This is a genomic window from Nocardiopsis sp. EMB25 (assembly GCF_026797795.1).
Classification (GTDB): domain Bacteria; phylum Actinomycetota; class Actinomycetes; order Streptosporangiales; family Streptosporangiaceae; genus Nocardiopsis; species Nocardiopsis lucentensis.
Map to the genome: position 1 here is coordinate 644,562 of NZ_JAMTDN010000001.1, position 20,048 is coordinate 664,609.

General features: G+C 70.3%; 17 protein-coding genes and 1 tRNA gene. 9 read left to right on the forward strand and 9 right to left on the reverse strand.

Features of this window, described 5'->3' with window-relative positions; genetic code table 11:
* Positions 1-137: 137 nt before the first annotated feature.
* Together KIK06_RS02660 and KIK06_RS02665 are read right to left on the reverse strand one after the other, a co-directional pair.
* On the reverse strand, positions 138-2,630 hold the full coding sequence (locus tag KIK06_RS02660) for a DEAD/DEAH box helicase (protein WP_017599625.1): 2,493 nt from the start codon (positions 2,628-2,630) through the stop codon (positions 138-140).
* 177 nt (positions 2,631-2,807) lie between these two features.
* The gene (locus tag KIK06_RS02665; protein ID WP_268641771.1) at positions 2,808-3,797 is read right to left on the reverse strand and encodes a malate dehydrogenase; all 990 of its coding nucleotides are present in this window, start codon (positions 3,795-3,797) and stop codon (positions 2,808-2,810) included.
* A gap of 264 nt (positions 3,798-4,061) precedes the next feature.
* On the opposite strand from KIK06_RS02665, the gene KIK06_RS02670 reads away from it, so the two are divergent.
* Positions 4,062-4,135, forward strand: a tRNA-Ile gene (locus KIK06_RS02670).
* Positions 4,136-4,297: 162 nt separating this feature from the next.
* Here the strand turns inward: KIK06_RS02670 and KIK06_RS02675 are convergent.
* Complete coding sequence (locus tag KIK06_RS02675; protein ID WP_268641772.1) at positions 4,298-4,873, reverse strand: DUF4870 domain-containing protein; 576 nt, start codon at positions 4,871-4,873, stop codon at positions 4,298-4,300.
* A gap of 530 nt (positions 4,874-5,403) precedes the next feature.
* Here KIK06_RS02675 and KIK06_RS02680 point away from each other — a divergent pair.
* Entirely contained in the window at positions 5,404-7,335 is a 1,932-nt protein-coding gene (locus KIK06_RS02680) for a GDSL-type esterase/lipase family protein (protein ID WP_268641773.1), read from the forward strand.
* 24 nt (positions 7,336-7,359) lie between these two features.
* On the opposite strand, the gene KIK06_RS02685 is transcribed toward KIK06_RS02680, so the two are convergent.
* Both KIK06_RS02685 and KIK06_RS02690 read right to left on the reverse strand, forming a co-directional pair.
* Positions 7,360-7,980 (reverse strand): TetR/AcrR family transcriptional regulator, encoded by a 621-nt coding sequence (locus tag KIK06_RS02685; RefSeq protein ID WP_017599628.1) that lies wholly within the window; start codon positions 7,978-7,980, stop codon positions 7,360-7,362.
* Positions 7,981-8,239: 259 nt separating this feature from the next.
* A complete protein-coding gene (locus KIK06_RS02690; RefSeq protein ID WP_017599629.1) occupies positions 8,240-8,962 on the reverse strand; it encodes a glycerophosphodiester phosphodiesterase in 723 nt (240 codons plus the stop codon).
* Positions 8,963-9,228: 266 nt separating this feature from the next.
* Between KIK06_RS02690 and KIK06_RS02695 the strand changes: the two genes are divergently transcribed.
* A complete protein-coding gene (locus tag KIK06_RS02695; protein ID WP_017599630.1) occupies positions 9,229-9,999 on the forward strand; it encodes a DeoR/GlpR family DNA-binding transcription regulator in 771 nt (256 codons plus the stop codon).
* Positions 10,000-10,061: 62 nt separating this feature from the next.
* Here KIK06_RS02695 and KIK06_RS02700 read toward each other — a convergent pair whose 3' ends face one another.
* Complete coding sequence (locus KIK06_RS02700) at positions 10,062-10,511, reverse strand: VOC family protein (RefSeq protein WP_241479638.1); 450 nt, start codon at positions 10,509-10,511, stop codon at positions 10,062-10,064.
* A gap of 97 nt (positions 10,512-10,608) precedes the next feature.
* Complete coding sequence (locus KIK06_RS02705) at positions 10,609-11,886, reverse strand: MFS transporter (RefSeq protein ID WP_268641774.1); 1,278 nt, start codon at positions 11,884-11,886, stop codon at positions 10,609-10,611.
* A gap of 290 nt (positions 11,887-12,176) precedes the next feature.
* Here KIK06_RS02705 and KIK06_RS02710 point away from each other — a divergent pair, with 290 nt between their 5' ends.
* From KIK06_RS02710 to KIK06_RS02720, 3 genes are all read left to right on the forward strand, one after another.
* The gene (locus KIK06_RS02710; protein ID WP_268641775.1) at positions 12,177-13,793 is read left to right on the forward strand and encodes a sensor histidine kinase; all 1,617 of its coding nucleotides are present in this window, start codon (positions 12,177-12,179) and stop codon (positions 13,791-13,793) included.
* A gap of 69 nt (positions 13,794-13,862) precedes the next feature.
* Positions 13,863-14,525: a response regulator gene (locus KIK06_RS02715; protein ID WP_017599633.1), complete on the forward strand. Its 663-nt coding sequence runs from the start codon at positions 13,863-13,865 to the stop codon at positions 14,523-14,525.
* Positions 14,526-14,586: 61 nt separating this feature from the next.
* Positions 14,587-15,285, forward strand: coding sequence for an HD domain-containing protein (locus KIK06_RS02720; RefSeq protein WP_268641776.1), 699 nt, complete (start codon positions 14,587-14,589; stop codon positions 15,283-15,285).
* A 43-nt stretch (positions 15,286-15,328) separates the two neighbouring features.
* Here the strand turns inward: KIK06_RS02720 and KIK06_RS02725 are convergent, their stop codons facing one another.
* Together KIK06_RS02725 and KIK06_RS02730 are read right to left on the reverse strand one after the other, a co-directional pair.
* Positions 15,329-15,610 (reverse strand): DUF4031 domain-containing protein, encoded by a 282-nt coding sequence (locus KIK06_RS02725; protein WP_017599635.1) that lies wholly within the window; start codon positions 15,608-15,610, stop codon positions 15,329-15,331.
* A complete protein-coding gene (locus KIK06_RS02730; protein WP_017599636.1) occupies positions 15,607-16,074 on the reverse strand; it encodes an Lrp/AsnC family transcriptional regulator in 468 nt (155 codons plus the stop codon). Before KIK06_RS02730 ends, KIK06_RS02725 begins: the two co-directional genes overlap by 4 nt.
* Positions 16,075-16,273: 199 nt before the next feature.
* Between KIK06_RS02730 and KIK06_RS02735 the strand changes: the two genes are divergently transcribed.
* The 3 genes from KIK06_RS02735 to KIK06_RS02745 all read left to right on the forward strand — a co-directional run bounded on the left by KIK06_RS02735 (position 16,274) and on the right by KIK06_RS02745 (position 20,012).
* Positions 16,274-17,152 carry a tryptophan 2,3-dioxygenase gene (locus KIK06_RS02735; RefSeq protein WP_268641777.1) on the forward strand — a complete coding sequence of 293 codons (879 nt, stop codon included), beginning with the start codon at positions 16,274-16,276 and terminating at the stop codon, positions 17,150-17,152.
* Positions 17,153-17,191: 39 nt separating this feature from the next.
* On the forward strand, positions 17,192-18,430 hold the full coding sequence (gene kynU, locus KIK06_RS02740) for a kynureninase (protein ID WP_268641778.1): 1,239 nt from the start codon (positions 17,192-17,194) through the stop codon (positions 18,428-18,430).
* A gap of 709 nt (positions 18,431-19,139) precedes the next feature.
* Positions 19,140-20,012, forward strand: coding sequence for a hypothetical protein (locus KIK06_RS02745; protein ID WP_017599639.1), 873 nt, complete (start codon positions 19,140-19,142; stop codon positions 20,010-20,012).
* Positions 20,013-20,048: the final 36 nt, after the last annotated feature.

The following is a 20,048-nucleotide window of genomic DNA, read 5'->3' on the forward strand; positions in this document are numbered from 1 at the left end:
GGCGGCGCCCGAACAGAGTGGGTGCCGCGCCGGAGGCGCCGGTCGAGGGCGCCCGCTCCGCCGCTGAGCGGCCCCTCGGGCGGTGGCGGGCGACGGGCGGGCCGAAGCGAAGCGGCGGGCCCAGTGCGGACACGGCCTCAGAGCCGGTTGACGTCGGTGACCCGCACGACCGCGTGCCCCTCGGCGTCGGAGGCGGCCAGGTCGACCTCCGCGCTGATCCCCCAGTCGTGGTCGCCCGCCGGGTCGGCGAGGATCTGACGGATCCGCCAGAGCCCGTCCTCCTCCTCGATGAGCAGCAGCGCGGGGCCCCGAGCGTCGGGGCCGGTGCCGATCTCGTCGTGCTCGTCGAAGTAGTCCTCCAGGGACTCCTCCCAGGCCTCGGCGTCCCACTCGCCGTCGGTGTCCAGCTTCCCGAGGTCGACGTAGCGGCGGCGGGCGGCCAGCTCGACCCGGCGGAACATCTCGTTGCGCACCAGAACCCGGAAGGCGCGCGCGTTGGCCGTGATCGGGCGCACCCGCTCCTCGGCCTCGGCCTCCCCGTCCGGAGACTCCTCCTCCGGGTTGGTGAGCTGCTCCCACTCGTCCAGGAGGCTGGAGTCGACCTGGCGGACCAGCTCGCCGAGCCACTCCACGAGGTCGCGCAGCTCCTCGGTCTTGGCGTCGTCGGGCACGGTCTGGTTCAGGGCCTTGTAGGCGCTCGCCAGGTAGCGCAGCACCAGCCCCTCCGAGCGAGCGAGCTCGTAGAAGCCCACGTATTCGGTGAAGGTCATCGCCCGCTCGAACATGTCCCGAGCCACGGACTTGGGGCGCAGCGGGTGGTCGCCCACCCACGGGTGCCCGCGCCGGTAGACCTCGTAGGCGTGGTCGAGCAGTTCCTCCAGCGGCTTGGGGTAGTCGATCTCCTCCAGCCGCTCCATCCGCTCCTCGTACTCGATCCCGTCCATCTTCATCTGCTGGACGGCCTCGCCGCGCGCCTTGTTCAACTGGGCGCCGAGGATCTGCCGTGGGTCGTCCAGCGTGGACTCCACGACGCTGAGCACGTCCAGTGGGTAGCTGGGCGACTCGGCGTCGAGCAGCTCCAGGGAGGCCAGGGCGAAGGTGGACAGCGGCTGGTTGAGCGCGAAGTCGGCCTGGAGGTCGACCGTGAGCCGTGCGGTGCGCCCCTGCTCGTCGGGCTCGGTGAGCGTCTCGACGATGCCGCCGTCCAGCAGCGACCGGTAGATGGCGATCGCTTCGCGGATGTGACGGCGCTGGGTCCTGCGGTCGTCGTGGTTCTCCGTGAGCAGGTGCCGCATGGCGGTGAAGCAGTTGCCGGGGCGGCCGATCACGCTGAGCAGCATCGCGTTGCTGACCCGGAACCGGGAGGTCAGCGGTTCGGGCTCGGCGTCGATGAGCTTGTCGAAGGTGGCCTTGTCCCAGGAGACGAACCCCTCGGGAGCCTTCTTGCGCACGACCTTGCGCCGCTTCTTGGCGTCGTCGCCCGCCTTGGCCAGCGCCTTCTCGTTCTCGATGACGTGCTCGGGCGCCTGGGCGACCACGTTGCCGACGGTGTCGAACCCGGCCCGCCCGGCCCGCCCGGCGATCTGATGGAACTCACGGGCGCGCAGCCGCCGGACGCGCGTGCCGTCGTACTTGCTCAGGGCGGTGAACAGCACGGTGCGGATGGGCACGTTGACGCCCACCCCCAGGGTGTCGGTGCCGCAGATGACCTTGAGCAGCCCGGCCTGGGCCAGCCGCTCGACCAGCCGCCGGTACTTGGGCAGCATGCCCGCGTGGTGGACGCCGATGCCGTGCCGTACGTAGCGGGACAGGTTGCGGCCGAACCTCGTGGTGAAGCGGAAGTTGCCGATCTCCTCGGCGATCGCCGCCTTCTCCGCCTTGGTGCACATGTTGATGCTGGTCAGCGACTGCGCCCGCTCAACCGCCTGCGCCTGCGTGAAGTGCACGATGTACACGGGCGCCTGGCCGGTGGACAGGAGCTCCTCCAGCGTCTCGTGCAGGGGCGTGGCCCGGTAGTCGTAGTAGAGCGGGACGGGACGCTCGGCGGAGGCGACCACCGCGGTGGAGCGGCCGGTGCGCCGGTTGAGGTCCTCCTCGAACCGTGTGACGTCGCCCAGGGTGGCCGACATGAGCAGGAACTGGCACTGCGGCAGTTCCAGAAGGGGCACCTGCCAGGCCCATCCGCGGTCGGGCTCGGCGTAGAAGTGGAACTCGTCCATGACCACGGTGCCGATGTCGGCGCGGTCGCCCTCGGCGAGCGCGATCTGCGCCAGGACCTCGGCCGTGCAGCAGATGATGGGGGCGTCGGCGTTGACGCTGGCGTCGCCGGTCATCATGCCGACGTTGTCGGTGCCGAAGATCTTGCACAGGTCGAAGAACTTCTCCGAGACCAAGGCCTTGATCGGAGCGGTGTAGAACGCGCACTCATCGCGGGCCAGCGCCGCGAACAGCGCGCCCGTGGCCACCATGCTCTTGCCGGAGCCGGTGGGGGTGTTGAGGATGACGTTGGACCCGGAGACGACCTCGATGAGGGCCTCCTCCTGGTGCGGGTAGAGGGTGAGGCCCCGCTCCTCGGCCCACAAAGCGAACGCCTCGAAGAGGGAGTCGGGGTCGGGTTCGGCCGGAAGCACATCAATGAGACTCACGCTTCCTATACTGCCCGCTCTCACGCACCCTTCGGGACGGTCACTCCTCGGGCGCCCCGCCGAACGGCGAAGGGCGCGCCCCGAGGGAGGCGCGCCCCGCTGGTTCCGGTCCTTCGCTGGGACCGTCAGCCCCTTGGGGCCATCGCTCCGTGTGACGGGAGCCTAGACCAGGCCGAGCTTGCGGACGGTGTCGCGCTCCTCGACGAGCTCCTGGACGGAGGCGTCGATGCGCGCGCGGGAGAAGTCGTCGATCTCCAGGCCCTGGACGATCTCCCACCTGCCGTTCTTGGACACGACCGGGAAGGAGGAGATGAGGCCCTCGGGAACGCCGTAGGAGCCGTCAGAGGGGATGGCGGCGGACGTCCAGTCGCCCTCGGGGGTGCCGTTGACCCAGTCGTAGACGTGGTCGATGGCGGCGTTGGCGGCGGAGGCGGCCGAGGAGGCGCCCCGGGCCTCGATGATCGCGGCGCCGCGCTTGGCGACGGTCGGGATGAAGTCGTTCTCCAGCCAGGCCTGGTCGTCGACGGCCTTGGCGGCGTTGGCGCCGTTGACCTCGGCGTGGAACACGTCCGGGTACTGCGTGGCGGAGTGGTTGCCCCAGATCGTGAGCTTCTTGATGTCGTTGATCGACACGTTGAGCTTCTTGGCGAGCTGGGTGAGCGCGCGGTTGTGGTCGAGGCGGGTCATCGCGGTGAAGCGCTCGGCCGGGACGTCCGGCGCGTGGCTCTGGGCGATGAGGGCGTTGGTGTTGGCCGGGTTGCCGACCACCAGGACGCGGACGTCGTCGGCGGCGCCCGCGTTGATCGCCTCACCCTGCGGCTTGAAGATGCCGCCGTTGGCCTCCAGCAGGTCGCCGCGCTCCATGCCCTTGCCGCGCGGGCGGGCACCGACGAGCAGACCCACGTTGGCGCCCTCGAAGGCCTGGCGGGCGTCGTCGAAGATGTCGATGCCCTGGAGGAGCGGGAACGCGCAGTCGTCCAGCTCCATGGCCGTGCCCTCGGCGGCCTTGACGGCCTGCGGGATCTCCAGCAGACGCAGCTTCACCGGGGTGTCGGCCCCCAGCAGCTGACCGGAGGCGATCCGGAACAGCAGGGCATAGCCGATCTGGCCAGCGGCGCCGGTGACGGTGACGTTGACGGGTACTTGGGCCATGACGTGAACTCTCCTGACGACGAAGTGCGACCCGCGATGTTACCAACGGGTACGAAGCGGCGTCCGTGCCGGGGCGCTGGGGTCCGACCAGGCGCGCGCCGCACCTCACCACCCTAGACCGACCGTGCCCGGGGCGTGCGACCCAGGTACGGGGAAGGCGGCCACGCCCAGATGGGACCGTGCGTCAATCTCCCGTGGGCCACGGATTTACGGCGCGGAAACGTCGGACGCACCCTGTTAGGATGACGTTTGCCGAACGACGGCGGGCCGGTAGCTCAGCTGGTTAGAGCAGGGGACTCATAATCCCTGGGTCGCGGGTTCGAGTCCTGCCCGGCCTACCCCCTTGTCGAACGCGAAATCGGGTGTCGTCGCCCCGTGCCCACGGGTCGACGACAGGGGGACATCGGCCTGATGTCCCCCTTTTTCGCATTTGTGTGGGATTGTCGCCCTCGCTGGGTCGGCCCCGCAACGGATGGCGGCCGCCCCCGGCGCGTCGGCCGCTACTTCACCCAGGTGACGTTGAACGGGTAGGCGAACGGTTGCCCCTCGTTGGCGGCCTGCCCGGCCCTGATGCCCATGACCACCGAGAAGACCCACGCCGCGAGCCAGGTCAGGTAGCCGATGAGCACGACCATGAGCACGGCGGAGACCAGGTACACGATCAGCATGACGAGCTGGAAGTTCAGGGCGGCGAGCGCCTGCTGGCGGGCGTACGGGGAGTCGTCCTTCTTGATCACCCAGATGATGAGCGGGACGACCCACCCGAAGACGCCGCCGCCCACGTGGGCGAAGAAGGCCATCTGCTTGTCGTCCGGGTTGGGCTGGCCGCCGTAACCCGGCTGGCCGCCGTACCACTGCTGCTGGTCGTACGGGGAGGGGTGGCCCCCCTGCGGGGGCGGGCCGTAGCCGGGCTGACCCTGGGGCTGCCCCGGGTGGGGGTGGCCACCGGGCTGAGCCGGGTAGCCGCCGCTCTGGTACCCCGGCGGAGGGGTGTAGCCGCCGGTTCCGCCCTGGTGGCCGGGCTGGTTCCCCTGGCCGTAGGGGTCGCCCGGTGGGGGAGTGTCGGGGTGGGACATGGATGTCTCCTTCACGTGGATGTGGGACGAGGTGTTGCGGTCCTACCTCAGCAGACGGTCGCACACCGGGTATCGGTTCCGGATATCCCCGTGCGGATGTGCGCGGGTGGCGGGGCGGGGTCGGCCCGCGGCTTGTGGGCCCGGGCCGCCGCTCTCGGTGGGGCGCGGGGTCGTGACCATCATTCCAGGAGCGTGGTCCCGTGGCCGCCGGACGCGTGCCTTCCGTGCGCGGAGGACGCGCCCGCCACGCCTCGGACGTCCCGGCATTTCGTGGTGGGAACAGGTGTACCACACATATCCGCAAAACGTGAGAATCATTCATGAACTCCGCACGGCACAGTGCATTATGTTCGGTTGGCTATTCATTATGTGGATTCCCGTGTGTTCTCCCTGGCCTTCCGTCCCGTCCGTACCGCGCCTGATGTCGTGTTCCTCCCTTCCGTTTCGGATGCACGCCTTAGACTGGCGATCTGCCCAGGGCGGTGGTGTCCCACGTCTCATCAACCCCAGTGCGCCCCGCACCGTCCTCTATGTCGGTGACACGTGGATCAGTGGAGAGGCGAGTGGTGAACGCGGGCAGGAGACGGCGGCGTGCACGGACCGGGCGTCGGGGACGGCTTCCCTCCCGCCTCGCGCGTGCCGGAGCAGCCCTGGTCGTGGTCGCGCTCGTTGCCGTGGTCGTCCACGTCCTCCCCCGAGAACCCGAACCCCGGTCGTTCGAGCACCGGCCGATCACACCGGAGGCCTTCGCCGACCTCGTCGACAGCGTGGGCATCACCCGTGACGGTGCCGCACTCACCGGGGACCTCGACGGCGCGGGCAACAGCCTGTCCGCGTGGACCCTGGCCGAGGCCGGGTGGCACCCCGGCGGTGAGGTCACCGTCCTGGGCGTCCCGATCGACCTGCCCTCCTACGGTGACGGGCGCCCCGACCACCTGGTCTGTCGCGGCCAGCTCGTGGCCCTGGAGGAGGAACGCGTACGGTCGGTCGCCTTCCTCGTCACCGCGACCCGCAGCGACGATCTCGACGCCCCCGTCCTCGGTACCGGCCGCGTGGTCTACGCCGACGGCACGGAGGAGGAGTTCACCCTCTCCGTGCCCGACTGGGCGACGGGACCCGCGGCTGACGCCGTCCTCTCCCTCCCCTACACCAACTCCACCTCCCTGTTCGGTCGCGGCGCGGTGGGCGGTGCGCGCCTGTACGCCCGAACGGTTCCGGTCGACCCGCTGCGCGAGGTCTCCCACGTGGTGCTGCCCCGCGGACCGGTCGGCGGTGACATCCAGGTCTTCGCGGTGGAGGGGACGCCTGTGGGCGACGACTGGGTCGGCACCTGGTCCCGGGCCACCTCCGCCCTGTTGGAGGTCGGTCCCTGGGAGGACCAGACTCTGCGCCTGGTCGTTCGTACCAGTACCGGCGGCACGGGCGCGCGCATCCGCCTCGACAACACGTTCGCGGACCGGGCCGTCACCATCGGGGCCGCCTCCCTGGCCTTGCGCGGAACAGGCGCCGGCACGGAGGGCGCGGCGGTTCCGCTCACCTTCGACGGCGACTCCCGGGCCGTCATCCCGGCCGGGGGACAGCTCTTCAGCGACCCGGTCGCGATCGGCCTGCCCGCCGACACCGAGCTCCTGGTGAGCATGTACCTGCCGGGGCACGTGAGGAGCGCTCCAGTCCACTACGCGGCCGTGGACACCGGTTTCACGAGCGCTCCGGGGACCGGGGACCGCACCCTGGACACCAGCGGGGCCCCGTTCACCGGATTCGTCACCCAGTGGCCGTTCCTGACCGGGGTGGAGGTCCTCGGCGCGCCGGGCGCGGTCGTCACGGTCGGTGACTCCATCACCGACGGCGTCGGCGCCACCCGCGACGCCCACGCCCGCTGGCCCGACGTGCTCAGTGAACGGTTGGCCGCCCAGGACGGCATCCCCCACCTCGGGGTGCTGAACACGGGCGTGGCCGGGAACCAGGTCGTCAGCGACGTCTACCCGGGCGAGGGGCTGGCCGCCACCGCGGCCGGTGTCAGCCTGCGCCACCGGTTCCCACGGGACGTGCTGGCCCAGAACGGAGTGGACACCGTCGTCGTCTTCGCCGGGATCAACGATCTGCGGTGGGGGGTGCCCGCGCGAAGGGTGATCACCGGACTCGAGGAGATCGCCGTGCTCGGCCGGGAACGGGGGTTGCGGGTCTTCGTGGCCACCCTCGCTCCCTGCGGGGGCGAGCGCCTGTGCACATCGCGGGTGGACCGGGCCCGCCAGGAGGTCAACGCCCACCTGCGGGCGCAGGCGACCGCGCCGGACTCCGTGTACGACGGGGTGTGGGACTTCGACCTGGTGTTGCGGGACCCGGCCGATCCGACGCGTCTGCTGCCCGCCTACGACTCCGGTGACCACCTGCATCCGGGAGACGCCGGGCTGCGCGCGATCGCCGAGTCCGTGGATCTGTACGCGCTGGTCGGGGGCTGACGTCCGAGCTTCGCGCGGTTCCGGTCAGCGAGGGCAGCCCAGGTGGTGGTGGATCACCAGATCGACGTAGACCGCGCCCAGGTCGTCCAGGCTCAGGCCGCCGTCGGGGTCGTACCAGTGCAGGAGCGAGTCGAGCGTCTCCAGGACCTCGTCGGCGGTCCTGCCGGGATCGAGGATGTCGAAGTCACCCGAGACGACGCCGTCCGCGATGATGGTGCGGAGGTGCTCACGGTAGGCACGAGTGAGACAGGTGATGTCCCGGTGTCGGGAGGGGTGGACCGCACGCAGGACCGGCAGCAATTCCTGCCCGAGCGCGGTCGCCGCGCGGTGCTTCCACCCGATCTCGACGTGCCGTTCGACCAGCCGCGCCACGCGTTCCAGCGCGGAGGCGCCGGTGTCGTCCGTGTCCAACTGCCCGTCGACCCGCTCGTGGGTGGAGCGTAGGACGACCGCGTAGGCCAGGTCGAAGCGCGTCGGGAAGGCGCGTCTGAGGGAGGCGGCGTCGGCCCCGGTCTCGGCCGCGATGTGCGCGGTCAGGTCGGACATGGCGATGCCGCGTGAGCCGTGCTCGGCGAACAGGCGTGCCGCGCAGTCCAGGACGGGGGCCGTGGTGCGGAGGGCGTGAGGGGAGGTCTCGGCCGTCATCTGTCGTTGGTGTCTCGTCGATCGGAATGCGCCGCGGAGGCGGGCAGCGCGGGGACTGATTCGGTGGGAATCCGTTCCGAGGGTATCCTCAGCGCGTCGTCGCGACGGGTGGAATGCAGGAAGTCGGCGTGGAATCGTGTAGTTATGCGGCACGTGGTGTTGATGTGCCCGTTCCCAGGCGAATGGGGGCACGAAACCCGTTCCGCACGTGGTTCGACGCCCCCAGTCGATGCTGTTGACCTGCTGAATCCGCTCTTGGTCAGGCGGATTCGGCGGTTTGTCGGCCCTCCTTCTCGGCGTCCTTCGTCAGTGAGGTCAGGTCCTCGATCCGTTCCGTGGCGAGCGCGTCGACCCCCATTCCAACGTACCGAGCCATTTCCGGAAACTCATTCACGTTCCACACGGCCACGCGATATCCGAAACGGTGGATCTCGCCGATCCGTTCACGGTTCAGGAAGGTGTTCCGCACTCCGAGGTAGGTCGGGTGCAGCGTCCGCGCCACGTCTTCCGGGGGCAGGCCGGGCTGGTCCCACGCCAGGAGCAGCGGCGCCTCGGAACTCCGTGATCGCAGTGCGCCCAGTGTCTCGACGGAACCGGTGAAGAGGACCCGGTCGGCCAGCCCCCGCTCGCGCAGAAGGGCGTCCGCGGCCAGCACGGCGTCCGGTGCGGCGGCGTCGATCAGCAGGGGCGGGGCGACCCCGGGACGGAACTCCCCCAGCACCTCCATCAGGGTGGGGACGCGCCGCTCCACGTCGTCCCGGGCGGCCGCGAGCTCGGCCAGGGTGAGGTCGGTGACCGGGCGGGGCGGGGCGCCCGGTGCGGTGGCGACGCGTTCGTCGACCAGGACGGGATATCCGTCCGAGCTCAGGTGGACGTCGACCTTGACCAGGTCGGCTCCTGCGCGCCACGCTGATCGCAGGGCGGGGAGGGTGTTCCCCGGGAAATGTGCGGTGTCTCCGCTCAGTGCGATGGACAACGTCATGGTGACAGGGTGGCAAAGTCGGCGGCCGTACGTGGTGCAAACAGGAAAAACGTCGACCAAGGCGGACTGGCACCATGGATCGCGGAGCCCGGTGGCCGGGGCGGCGCATCCGGTCCTCCGTTCGCCCGTGTGGCCGCGGGTGCGGTCACTGCGAGCCGTGTCACGTCGTCAGACCGCTGTCCTGGTCCCTCGACCTGGGAAACTCTGTTACATGGCGTCGTATCCGCACGGCGTCCCCCTGTCGGCCCTTGAGTGTGAGGCGAGCGATGATCCCGGACCAGCGACGAGAGCACATCCTGAAGCTCCTTCAGGAGCGTCACGTGTTGAGCATCAACGAGCTCACGTCGATGCTGTCCGTGTCCCACATGACGGTCCGGCGTGACATCCAGGCCCTGGAGAACGACGGCAAGGTCCTGTCGGTGACGGGCGGCGTGCGGCTGGCGGCGCGGCTCAAGAGCGAGCCGTCCTACCTGGCCAAGGCGCAACTGGAGGTGCCCGCCAAGCGGGCGATAGCGCGCGCGGCCGCCGAACTCGTACGGGAGAACTTCACCATCTACCTGGACGCGGGGACCACCACGCTCCAGATGGTCCCGCTGCTCACCGACAAGGTCGGCCTGACCGTCATCACCAGCGACTTCAACGTCGTCGGGCACCTGATGGAGTACCCGGGGATCGAGCTGATCCACACCGGTGGCGTGGTGTCGCACTCCGACCACTCGTCAGTGGGCCAGTTCACCGCCGACTTCCTGCGCAAGGTCAACGTCGATCTCGCCTTCATCGCCAGCAGCTCCTGGGATTCCGAGCGCGGTTCGACGACCCCCTCGGAGGCGAAGGTCATCGCCAAGCAGGAGTTGCTGCGCATCGCCTCCAAGAGCGTGCTGACCGTCGACAGCACCAAGTACGGCAAGTTCGGCACGTTCAGGGTGGCGAGCCTGGAGCAGTTCGACCTGATCATCACCGACGACCGGCTGCCGCGCTCGGCCGTGGACGAGCTGGCCGAGCGGGACGTGCGTCTGAAGCTGGTGGAGTGCGAGTGAGTCGCTTCTAGGCCGTGTTCACTCGGGCCTTCGCTCCGCTTCGACCTGGGAGGAGCGGCGGCTCAGTCCTCGTCGTCGTCGAGCTCGGCCGGGGCGAAGAGCGCCAGCTCGGTACCGTCGGGGTCGAAGAAGACGAGGGTGGAGCCGTCGGCGTCGTGGCTGGCGGGGGTGTGCTCGACGTCCATCCTGGTGAACCGGTCCTCCCATGCCTCCAACTCGCCCAGGTTGCTCACCTGGAGGACGAGGCGGTCGAGGCCGCAGCGGCGGTGGTCGAACTTCCCCTTGAAGTTGTCCCGGTGCTGGACCAGGTCCAGGAGGAACCCGCAGGAGTGACGGCACTCGGTGCGCAGGGTGCCGTTCTCGTCCTCGCTGCGCAGCTCCTTGAATCCCAGGACCGAGCGGTAGAAGCGCACGCTCTCGTCGCGGTCACGGACGGAGAGGGTGACGCGGGAGAGTCCGCAGATCTGGGGCACCTTGACCTCTCTTCGCCGTCGGCCGGACCTGGGTTTCATGGTGGTCAGTAGATCGAGCACGGTCATCGAGCCTAGGGCCGATCAGACGGTGCCTCGCCACGCCTTAACGCGTGCTTAACACATGATGTTCCGAGGGTCACGTGCCACCGTTCCCACGTGTCGCGGAGACCGCCTCCCGGGGGTCCGTGGAATCCGCCTCCGTATCGCCCCTTCGCACGTACCAACGGCTCCGCATCACCAGCGTGTTGACCGCGACCGCGACGAGCGCACCCGCGGTGGCCAGGGCGAACGCTCCTTGGTGGCCGTAGGCGTCGGCGAGCGATCCGGCCACGATCGACCCCACCGACTGGCCCAGGATGAGGAAGCTCAGGATGAGCGCCATCGACTGTGACATCCGGCTCGGTGGAGCCGCCCGCTCGATCAGCCCGAACAGGCTCACCAGGTGCGGGCCGATCGCCACGCCGAGCGCCAGGATGGCCAAGGAGAGGCCGGTGGCCCCGTCCGCCAGGTAGAGCGGGAACGTGAGCAGGAACAGCGCGCCCGCGGCGACCCGGACCCGTGCGGGCAGGGTGAACGCGACGGGCAGGGACGCCATCATGAGACCGGCGACCGCGCTGCTGGAACCCTGGAGGGCGTACATCAGTCCGGACAGGTCGCCGTGGCCGGAGTCGGTGGCGAACGCGGTCACGCCGGTGGACATGCCGCCGAAGAACAAGCCCTGACAGAACATGGGGACGGCGATCACCATGAGGGCGGGCGTGGCGATCCTGCCGCCCGCCCCCCGTACCGGCGGTGTCCCCGGCGGCGCGGTCGGGTGCAGAGCGAACACGGCCCCGAACACCCCGATGAGCACGGCGGCGCCCAGAACGCTGGCCGAGGGGGAGAGGGTGACGGTGAGCACGCCGACCAGGGCCGGGCCCAGGACGAAGGCGGCCTCGTCCAGCACCCCCTCGACCGACATCGCCGCCGCGAGGGAGCGTTCGCGGTCGGCCCCGCGCCGGTCGGCGGCCCGGATGAGGCCCACCCACCGGGTGCGGGCCATGGGGCCGATCTGGGGCATGCACAGGCCCGACAGGGCGGCGAGCACGGTCAGGACGGCGGGTGACCGGTCCGCCGAGACCGCCGCCACGAGGAGACCGATGAGGACGGCGTCCACGAGCGCGGTGGCCAGAACCGGCCGCCGCTGCCCGTGGCGGTCGGCGAAGCGCGCGATGACGGGCCCGCCCACGGTCTCGCCCAACGCGAAGGCGCCGCTGACGACCCCGGCCACGGCCACACTGCCGGTGGCGGAGGTGACCAGGGTCAGCAGGCCGATGAGGGCCATGGAGACGGGGAGCCGGGCCAGGAACGTGGCCGTCAACAGCGGCCAACCGGCGATCGCATCCATGCGTCGCAGCGTTTCCAGTGGTGACATCCGCTCCCCGTCCCCGCCCTTCCTGCCCGTCTCCCGGAGGCCGCCGCGCGAAGGAGTGGACACCCTCGACGGACACCTTCGGCGCGGTGGCTCTCTAGGGATTGCAGCACGGAGGCTTGAACACGGACAATCGTCGGAGAGACCAAAATTCATCCCATGATATGGCCGTTTCGGGTCGGATCTCGTGGGTCCGTACGTCCAGTGCACGTCAGCGACGTGACGAAGGTGGTGTGAACCTCTGACTTTCGCTGGTTCCACCCCCTCCGGACTGACTGTGTAGGTTCGTCCGCATGGACTTCTCCGAGCCGCTTCGGGCCCTGCGCCACGCCCTGCGGCCGCTGCCCGGCTGGCCGAACCGGCGCGCGCTCACACGCGACGCCGTTCTGGTCGCCCTGGTCGGTGTGGGTCTGTTCCTGGAGGCCGCCGCGGCGTGGGGCCGAGGGGACACGGACCCCGGATCGATCCTCGTCCTCCACACGGCCCTGTTCGCGGTCGGGCTCCTGGTGATCGTGCTCACTCGCCTGTACCCCGTCCTCGCGGTGATCGTGGTCCTGTTCGGGGGGCTGACGTCGATGACCTTGGGGGTCCTGGTACCCGGCGCCGCCTTCCTCCTCGGGCGCCGCTCCCCGAGCCTGTGGCCCGCGGTCACCGTCTTCGCCACCGGCACCGCGGTCTGGCTGGCCGTCCTGGTCACGGTGTGGTCGGGCGACGTCGACGCCTGGACGATCACCGTCATCACTCTGGTCTTCTACCTCGTCCTGCCATGGCTGATCGGCGTCTACCGGCGCCAGCACGCGGCGCTGACCGCCGCCGGGTGGGAGCACGCCCGCCACATCCAACGCGAGCACCGGCTGACGGAGGAACAGGTACGACTACGCGAACGCTCACGGATCGCCCAGGACATGCACGACTCGCTCGGCCACGAACTCAGCCTCATCGCCCTGCGCGCCGGAGCACTGGAGGTCACGCCGGACCTGGCCGACGAACACCGCCGCGCCGTCGCCGAACTGCGGGCCGACGCGGTCAACGCGACCACACACCTGCGGGAGATCATCGGCGTTCTGCGCGCCGACGCCGAACCCGCCCCCATGGCTCCCGCCGACGAGGGCGTGCCCGCACTGGTCGAACGGGCCCGCGACTCCGGTATGCGCGTCATGCTCGTACGCGACGGTGACGTGTCCGATCTGCCGCCGATGGTCGGCCGGGCCGCGCACCGGGTGGTCCAGGAGGCCGTCACCAACGCCGCCAAGTACGCGCCGGACGCCTCGGTCACCGTGTGGCTCGGCGTGGGTGACACGGCCCTGGAGGTGCGGATCACCAACGCCCCGCCGGTCGGCGTCCTACCGGAGACCCCCGAGGGCGGGGGCCGGGGCCTGATCGGACTGCGCGAGCGCGTCCGGGTGGCCGGAGGGTCGTTCACCGCGGGGCCGCGCGACGGCGGTTGGGAGGTGGTCGCGACCCTACCGCTCGGGGACACGGTCCCCGTCGCCTCGGCGGACGACACCGCGCATGAGCGGTCGGACGACATCGACCGGCTGCAGCGGGCGGCCCGCCGCAGGTTCCGCGGGTGGACCGTGGCACTGGCGACCCTGCCCGTCACCCTCCTGGTGGTGGCCGTGGTCGTGTCGGTGGGACCGATATCGCTGATGGCGGAGGAGCAGATCCTCCCGTCCGAGGATCTGGCGAGGATCTCGGTCGGTGACACCCGTGAGGAGGCCGAACGGTACCTGCCGGCCGACTCGGTCCCGCTGACCACCGCCGAACACCGGATGTACCGCGAACCCGAGGACGCCCAGTGCGCGTACTACCGCGACGGGTCGCCGCTGCTCGCCCCGGAGGCCGTCCTCCACCAGGTGTGCTTCCGTGACGGTCGTGTGGTCCGCGCGGGAACCGCCACCACCGACTGAGGGTCCGTGAGGGGCCCCACCGCGTGCGCGGACCCGCGCGCGCCTACCGACCGCAGGAGGAGACCGACCGTGATCCGGGTGCTGATCGCCGACGACGAGACGATGATCCGCGCGGGTGTGCGCGCCATCGTGCAGAGCGACCCGGGGATCGAGGTGGTCGCCGAGGCCGCCGACGGGCGCGAGGCGGTGGAACTGGTGCTCTCCCACCGGCCCGACGTCGTCCTGCTGGACATCCGCATGCCGCGTATGGACGGACTGGCGGCCACCGCGGAGATCCGCAGTGTGGCGCCCGACACGGCCGTCGCCATCCTCACCACCTTCGGCGAGGACGGGTACGTCTCCCGGGCCCTGGGTGACGGCGCCGCCGGGTTCCTGCTCAAGGCGGGCGACCCGCGCGAACTCATCGCCGGGGTGCACGCCGTGGCCGAGGGCGGTGCCTACCTCTCACCGCGGGTGGCCCGGCAGGTGATCGCGCACTACGGAGGTGGGCGCGCCGCCCGGGAGGCGGCCGCCCTGGCCCGGGTCGGGGAGCTCACCGACCGGGAGAGGGAGGTGCTCGCCCTGGTCGGGGCGGGGCTGTCCAACGCTGACATCGCCCGCCGCCTGTTCCTGGTGGAGGGCACGGTGAAGAGCTACGTGAGCGCGATCCTCAGCCGCCTGGGACTGCGTAACCGCGTGCAGGCGGCGATCCTGGCCTACGAGGCCGGGCTCCCGGACGCGGTCGACACCTGATCCCCGCCATCCCCGTGGTCCGGACACGGTGCGGTCACCGGATGCGGGGAATACTCGGGACATGGTGAGGACGAGGACTTTCGAGGACCGCCCCGGGCCGAACGGGGCCGTGGAACTGGCGCCGCTGCGGGCGGCCTGGCGGGAGCTGGCGGGGCGGGGCCCCGAGGCCGTGGCGGTGGGTGACGAGCTGCTCGGCAGGTGGGGCGAGGAGCACCGCAGGTACCACACGCTGACGCACCTGTGGGAGACGCTCCGGGCCGTCGACGTCCTCGTGGACCAGGCCGACGACCCGGACGCCGTGCGGTACGCGGCCTGGTTCCACGACGCCGTGTACGAGGGGCGCCCGGGGGAGGACGAGCACGAGAGCGCGCGCCTGGCCGAGCGGCTGCTCACCGAACTGGGCGTCGATCCGGCGCGGGTCCGCGAGGTCGTGCGGTTGGTGGAGGCGACCGCCGACCACCGAACCGACCCGGGTGATGCGGACGGCGCGGTCTTGTGCGACGCGGACCTGGCGGTGCTGGCCTCGGCTCCCGACGAGTACCTGGCCTACACGGCGGCCGTGCGCGCGGAGTACCGGCGGGTGCCAGACCGTCTCTTCCGGGAGGGCCGGCTGTCGGTGTTGCGCTCCTTGAGGGGCACCCCGTACCTGTACGCCACGCCGTACGGCCGTACCCACTGGGAGGAGCGCGCCAGAGCCAACATCGACGCGGAGATCGAGCGTCTTGAGGCCGCGGAGGAGGTGGAACCGCCGCACCTGTGACAGTGCCTCCGTGACCGGTGCGTCCAGGCGCGCCGCGGCGCGGTCAGTCCCGGTCCCCGTCGGGCGGGGTCCGTCGTCGCCGCAGGCCCGAGGCGCGCAGCCGGGTGACGAGTTCGCGTCCGCTGACGTGTTCGGCACCCAGCTTCACCGCCCGTGCGTGCAGGTGCTCGGGGATGTCGTAGTGGTCGCGGTCGAAGGCGCGGGGGCCCACACCGAGTGCGCTGGCGAAGGCGTGGAGTTCGTCATAGGAGTGGTCGCTGACCAGGTGGGCGAAGAGCCAGCCGCGTGGTCCGGGCCAGAGGGGTGTGTCGATGAGGACGCTCATGAGGTGCGCGGTGTGGTCACGGCCCGCCAGGGCACGGGGCTGGAGAGGACCATGGTGCTGGAGGGGCGGCCGTGTTCAGCTAGCCGGTCGATGACCTCCTCGAAGTGCTCCATGGACCGCACCGCGATGAACAGGACGCAGCAGGCGTCCCCGGTCACCCGGTGCACCTGGAGGATCTCCGGCAGGTCCAGGGCGGTGGGTTCGCGCAGCAGGCAGTGCGCGCCGAAGCACTCCATCCGCACCAGTGCCGTCACCGGGAGTCCGGCCGCGGCCGGGTCCACGTGCGCGTGGTAGCCGGTGATCACTCCGCGGTCGGTGAGGCGGCGGACGCGGTCGGCCACGGACGGGGCGGACAGGTTGATCCGGCGGGACAGCTCGTTGAACGACAGGCGCCCGTCCTGTTGAAGCTCGGTCAGTATCCGCTGGTCAACGCTGTCCAGCGGGGTTGCCGGTCTCGAGGTCATACTTTGCGATCCCAAACTAGGAATGTCTTTTACGTCATGGATACCAGGTAAACGCCCGACTTGTGGCGTCATCGCCCATTCCTCCAGCCGCCTTCCGTGGTCGATCATGTGAACCTGCGTCACCGTGGACCGCGAGGGGATCCTCCCGCCCGCCACGGGGACGCAGCGGAAGACGACGCAGCACCGACGAGGGGTTCCCATGCTCTCCACGACCGCCCAACAGTGTCCGTACATGCCGGGCGGTGACGACGACGGAGTCGAGGCGGGCGGCGGCCCGACGCTCGCCTTCGAGCGCGCCACCCCCTATGTCGACTATGTCGGCGTGGACACCCTCCTCAGCCTTCAGAACACACGCACCGACGAGCCCGCCGAGTCCGCGTTCATCATCAGCACCCAGGTCATGGAGCTGCTGTTCACGCTCGTGCAGGAGCGTTGGGAGGCGGCCCGGGACGCCTTGGAGACCGACGACGTCCCCGGGGCGATCGCGTGGCTGCGCCGGGCCTGCAACGCCCAGGACGTGCTCAACGCCTCCTGGGGGCTGCTCGCCGACATGACGCCGACCGAGTTCAACCGGTTCCGCCCCGCCTTCGGCGAGGCCTCCGGTTTCCAGTCCTACGGCTACCGCAAGCTGGAGTTCCTGCTCGGGAACAAGTCCGCGGCGATGATCCGCCCGCACAAGGCGATGGGCGGGGTGGTCACCGAACTGACCCGCCTCCTGGAGGGGCCGAGCCTGTACGACGCGGCGCTGCGCCTGCTGTTCCGTCGCGGACTCCCGGTGCCCGAGGACCACGCTGAGCGCGACTGGACCGCCGACTACGAGCCCAGCCCCGAGGTCGAACGGGCCTGGACCGAGGTGTACCGCGACGATCAGCCCGGAAACGAGCTGTTCCTGCTGGCCGAGGCGCTGCTCGACGTCGCCGAGCGGGTGACCCGGTGGCGCCACTCCCATCTCGTCGCGGTCAAGCGCACCATGGGACGCAAGCCCGGCAGCGGCGGCTCCAACGGTCTCAACTGGCTCGCGCGCCACGTCGAGCAGGACGTCTTCCCGGAGCTGTGGTCGCTCCGGAACACCATCTGAACCACCGGTACCACTCGCATCACCAGGAAGCAGGAACCGATGACGCCCACCACCCGTGAGGAGTGCGCCGCCCTCGACGCGGCCGACCCCCTCGCCCCCCTCCGCGAGGAGTTCGTCCTCCCCGAGGGGGTGATCTACCTGGACGGCAACTCGCTGGGGGCGCTCCCGAGATCCACTCCCGGACGGGTCGCCGACATGATCGAGCGCGAATGGGGCCAGGACCTCATCCGGAGCTGGAACACCGCCGGGTGGTGGGACAAGCCGCGCACCCTGGGCGCCAAGGTCGCCCCGCTGGTCGGGGCCGACCCCGACGAGGTGGTCGTCGGTGACGGCGTCTCGGCGAACCTGTTCAAGGTCCTCATCGCGGCCCTGCGCATGTCCGACCGCTCCGTCGTGCTGGGCGAGGCGGGCAACTTCCCCACCGACCTGTACGTCACGGAGGGCGCGGTCGGGCTCGCCGGGGCCACCCAGCGCCGGATCGACCCCGACGGCCCCGCGCTGGGGGAGGCGCTCGCCGCGGGCGACGTGGCGGTCGTGCTGCTCAGCCACGTGGACTACCGCACCGGAACACTGCGGGACATGCCGGGCATCACCCGCACGGCCCACGAGCACGGCGCCCTGGTCGTCTGGGACCTGTGCCACAGCGCGGGCGCGGTGCCCATCGACCTGTCCGGCTGCGGTGCGGACTTCGCCGTCGGCTGCACCTACAAGTACCTCAACGCCGGACCGGGCGCACCCGCCTTCCTGTACGCCGCCCGGCGTCACCACCCGGTCGTCGACCAGCCGCTCAGCGGTTGGCACGGGCACGCGCGCCCGTTCGACTTCACCGCCGACTACGAGCCGGCGCCCGGGGTGTCCCGCTTCCTCAGCGGTTCGCAACCGCTCGTGGCCGACGCCGCCCTGGAGGCGAGCCTGGACGTGTGGGCCAAGGCCGACATGGACCTGGTGCGCGCCAAGAGCCTGGCGATGACCGACCTGTTCTTGCGTGTGACCGGCGAGGCGGGGCTCGTGTCGGCCACCCCGCTGGACCACGGGCGGCGGGGGAGCCAGGTGGCGCTGCTCCAGCCGGAGGAGGGCTCGGGGTACCCCATCGTGCAGGCGCTGATCGAGCGCGGAGTGATCGGTGACTTCCGCGCCCCTGACGTCATGCGGTTCGGGTTCACCCCGCTTTACCTGCGATACGTGGACGTCTTCGACGCCGCCACCGCCCTCGTGGAGGTCGTCCGGACCGGCGAGTGGCGTGAGGAGCGCTTCGCCCAGCGCGCCCAGGTGACCTGATCCGTCGCCGTAGCGGACGTTTCCCGTTGCCCCGGAGGACCGCGGTCCTCCGGGGCAACGCCTTTTCCGAAGACAGCTGGCAGGGTGACCTGGGGCACGTGACAAGGTTACGTGGCCTTTGCCACACGGGCGTGTGATCGCCTCTTGTCGGGGGTGGCCGCGATAACGCGCACTACCAGTGGGTAAACACTGTTGCTGAGGGCTTTCCGCAGGTGAGAGCTGGTGTCATCTGAGTGTGGTGCCAACCACGACCACGGTCTCCGATGTGGGTCCAGAAAGTGCTAAACCGCCTGTGAAATAGGCGTTCCGGCACTGCCGTGTCGCTTTTTACTTTGTTTCTCGGTGTTTGTCGATGACTACGACGCGTCATTTTACTCGCGATCCTTCGGCACTTTACCGAAGCGTGGGCTAGTGTCGCTCGTGATCGGTTCGTGATGAGTATCGACGATCCGATGCCGAGCCCTTGAAGGCTGAGTGCCGCAAGGGAGTCGAGACCCTCTCCCGGGAACCGGGCCGCACGAAACCACGTGCCGCCATCCGGAGTGCCGAGCCCATCGGCGCCCCTCGTTCCCGCCCGCCTTCGCCGTCGGCGACGCGGGAGCCCCATGAATGTCGCCCTGACACGGGTGTGCTCTGAGCGCGCCCGTGTGTCCAGGACGCGCCATACCCACGGTCTTCTCGGCCCTGTCGCCTACCTGGCTATTTCTTCATGAGCAACGAGACTCCGATTCAGCACGGCCACGTCACCGCTACCTACTTCTGGGACGACGGTTCCGGGATCAACGGGGACACGGGCGCCCCCGCATACGGCAAGCCCATGCAGGAAGGCCTGTTCTCCAGCCCGAGCTGGCCGCTGGGAACCGAGGGTTACATCGTCTACGAGGGCGAGGAATACGAGTTCTTCATCGGTGACCGCGGTCCGGGCGTCCCCTCCCACGACTGCGACGTGCTGCTCGACATCGACGGCAAGACCTTCGCCAAGATGACCGGCGAGACCTTCAACGACACGACCCTGACCGTCAGCGGCGGCAACGGCCACGCCGAGGTCGAGTACTACATCACCGAGTGGGGCGACGGCTACGGCACCCCCGGCGCCCCGCACCCCTTCCAGCAGCCCGACAACAAGTGTGAGGACGCGGTCTCCCCGCTGCCCGAGCCGGAGCCCGAGGAGGAGCCGGAGCCCCAGCCCACCGAGGCCGAGGAGGAGGCGAAGAAGGAGGAGTCCGCGAAGGACTCCGACGAGGTCGCCAAGCCCAAGGCCACGGAGGAGCAGGAGGACCGGTCCGAGGAGGCCGCCGCGGCCGACGCCCAGGACGGCGACGACTCCGGCGTGACCGCGCAAACCGCGGCCAACGACCTGTCCGCCATGGAGCTGACCGGTGCCGACGGCGCCCTGGGCGCCACGGGTCTGCTCACCCTGGCCCTGATCCCGGCCGTCCTCATCGCCCTGTTCTTCGCCTGGACCCGCCGCCCGTCCGGCGCCCACGCGGGTGCGGCCGACGGCGAGGGCAAGGGCCTGCTGTCCATGAGCTCCGGACGCCACGCACTGGCCTCCCTGGTCGACCGACTGCGCCGCAAGTAGCCGGAAAACCTCCCCGCGACGAGGGCCGGAAGGGGC